1 protein-coding gene is annotated in these 2620 nt (G+C 69.8%); it reads right to left on the bottom strand.

Translation table 11 applies throughout. From position 1 onward, the window contains the following. Window positions 1-130 precede the first annotated feature (130 nt). Window positions 131-2431 carry a peptidoglycan recognition protein family protein gene (locus WH07_RS21280; protein ID WP_198533852.1) on the bottom strand — a complete coding sequence of 767 codons (2301 nt, stop codon included), beginning with the start codon at window positions 2429-2431 and terminating at the stop codon, window positions 131-133. Between the last annotated feature and the right edge of the window lie 189 nt (window positions 2432-2620).

The raw sequence follows: 2620 nt of genomic DNA, 5'->3' as shown, positions 1-2620 counted from the left end.
GCCCTATTCGCCCTTTGATCCCCCAAGCCCCCGAACACTTCAGTCCGTCAATGCCGTCACAGACGTGGACGCAACAGCGGGAGGGCCCCGGACATGCCGTGTCCGGGGCCCTTCTGCGCGTATCCGCAGGTTACTTGAGGTAGACGAGGCCGTCTGTGGTGATGGCCGGGCGGCCCGTGGTGCCGACTACGACGATCTTGACGGTGTGCCTGGCGCTCGCGGTCCAGGTCTTGGTCCAGATCGCGTCGCGGTACTTGGTGGTGGCGGACTTCAGGTCGACCGTGGCGGTCTTGACTCCGTCCACGTACACGTACGCCTGTCCGGACGTGGCGGCGCGGGAGACGACCCAGGCCGCGGACTTCCCGGTGAAGGTCCAGGTCAGGCTGGCGTTCTTGGTGGAGCTGGAGTAGGACTTGCCGCCGAGGTAGCTGCTGGAGGACTTCGTCGTCCAGGTCCCGCTCCGGACCGCCGACGTCTCCTGGAGGATGACCGGCGTCGCGGACACGGACGCGGTGGCCGAGTTGCCGGCCTGGTCGTACGCCGTCATGCTCCAGGCGCTCGCCGCACCCGACTTGGCGGTGTGCGCGGCGCTGTAGGTGGTCGGGCCGTACGTCCTGGCCACCGGCGCGGTCAGCCGTACCTCCTTCAGCGCGGCGGTGTCGGTCGCCTTCCAGCTCAGTGTGACGGGGACCGCGGCGGTGTTGACGGTGCCGGCCTTCAGGGCGAGAGACGGCTTCGTGCCGAAGGTGGGGGCGGTGGTCTCCGCCACGACCGTCGCCGTCGTCGTCGTGCTGGTCCTGCCCGACTGGTGGACCGCCCTCACGGCGACCTTGTGGCTCCCGATCGCGAGGTTCGCCTTGGCGGAGGTGGCGCTGCCCGCGGCGGTGGCGGCGACCTTGCCGTCCACGAGAAGCTCGTACTGCTTGACCAGGGCGGCGGGCGTCGTGGCCGACCAGCTCACGGTGACGGCGGACTTCGTGTAGTGGGTCGTCCCGGAGACCCCCGCGCCGGTCACGGACTTCAGTGTCAGCCCCGCGACGGGGCCGCCGGCCCAGGAGCGGATCGTGGCGAGCTGGTTGTAGAAGGCGTCGCCCGGGCACTGCGTGTTGTAGCCGTCCCGGTGCCCGTGGATCGTGGGGAACGAGAGCTGGGCACCCTTGGCCCAGGTCTTGCCCGTGTAACTGCGACCGCTGTCACCGGCCGTGAGGGTGGTGGTGCCGGTGGGGTCGACACCGTACTGTCCGAGCTTCCACGCCGCGACACGCGCCACCGAGACCATCGCGGCCTGGGGCGGAGCGGTGTCGGTGTACGTACCAAGGACGGAAATACCGGTCGTCTCGGTGTTGAAACCGTAGGCGTGCGCACCCAGCACGGGACGGTCGAGTCCGCCCTTGCGGCCCTCGTAGACCGTGCCGCACTTGTCGACGAGGAAGTTGTAGCCGACGTCCTTCCAGCCCAGTTGCTGGACGTGATACGCGTAGATACCACGCACAACGGCAGGGCCCTGCGCGCAGGTGTACGTGTTCGACTCGGCGGTGTGATGCACGACGACCGCCTTGATCTTGCCGCCGGGCAGATATTCGGGCTCCTCGGGGCTGATCGACTCGTCCGCTCCCCAGCCCGCCCGGTCGACGATCGGCGGCTTCGGCGCGGTCGAGGGCGGCGCGGGCGGAGCCGTCACGGTCGCCGTGGGACTGACCGGCGCCGAGACCGAGACCGAGGGCGATGGCGTACCGCTGTTCGTCGGAGACGCGGTCGGTGACGCGCTGACCGGGGGCGGCGGCGTCGGTGACCCGCTCACCGTCTCCTCCGGGGAAGACGCGAGTGACGGGGGTGACGCGGGGTCGCTTGGCTCGGCCGCCGTGCCGGTGGGCGTGGGCGGTTCGCTCTCCTCGACCGAGAACGCGGCGGGCTCCATGCCGGTGACCTTGCCGGTTCCGGGATCGACCATGTCCAGGCGCAGACCGGCGGGCAATGCCGCAGAAGCCCCCTTGCCGGAACGCACCCGCACCTCGACGGCGTCGGACGGACCGACCCAGGCCGGCTCCGTACCGCCACGCGCGGCACCCGACTCCCCCTGACCGCTGTCACCGTCGAGCCGCAGCCACGGCGACCACTGGCCTGAGCCGCTGGCGCGGGTACGGGCCTCGACGGTCCCCGCGATATGCGCACCGGGATCGGTCCACGTCACCCCCAGCATGCTGAACGGACCGGTGTCCCGCCGTACGAGCGACGCGCTGCGCCCGCCGTCCTCCGACGTCAACTCAGCGGTCTCCGCCTTCACTTTCACCGGGTCGGGCTTGCCGCCGGCAACCACCGGACCCTCATCAGTGCCGGTCACCCCTTGCAGGACAAGCACCCCGGCCAGACCCGCCACGGCTGTAGCCGCGGTCACCCATATCCGACGCCGCGTCACGCAGCCCCACCCCATTGTCAGTTTCTCGCCGAAAACAGCAGGTGGCGGCCCGAGAAGGAAACGCGGTCAACGCGCCCCCATGCCCCCACGCCCCCATGAACCTGTCCCTTAGAACACCCCGCCGGAAGGCACACCGCCAACTCCCGGCCCCACCACGCGGACGACGTCAAGCCAACTTGACTCAACATCAACCAGGTAATCACA

Source organism: Streptomyces odonnellii, from assembly GCF_000981895.1.
GTDB lineage: Bacteria > Actinomycetota > Actinomycetes > Streptomycetales > Streptomycetaceae > Streptomyces > Streptomyces odonnellii.
The sequence above is the reverse complement of the archived record's forward strand: the minus strand, read 5'-3'. Positions and strand labels throughout refer to the sequence as shown.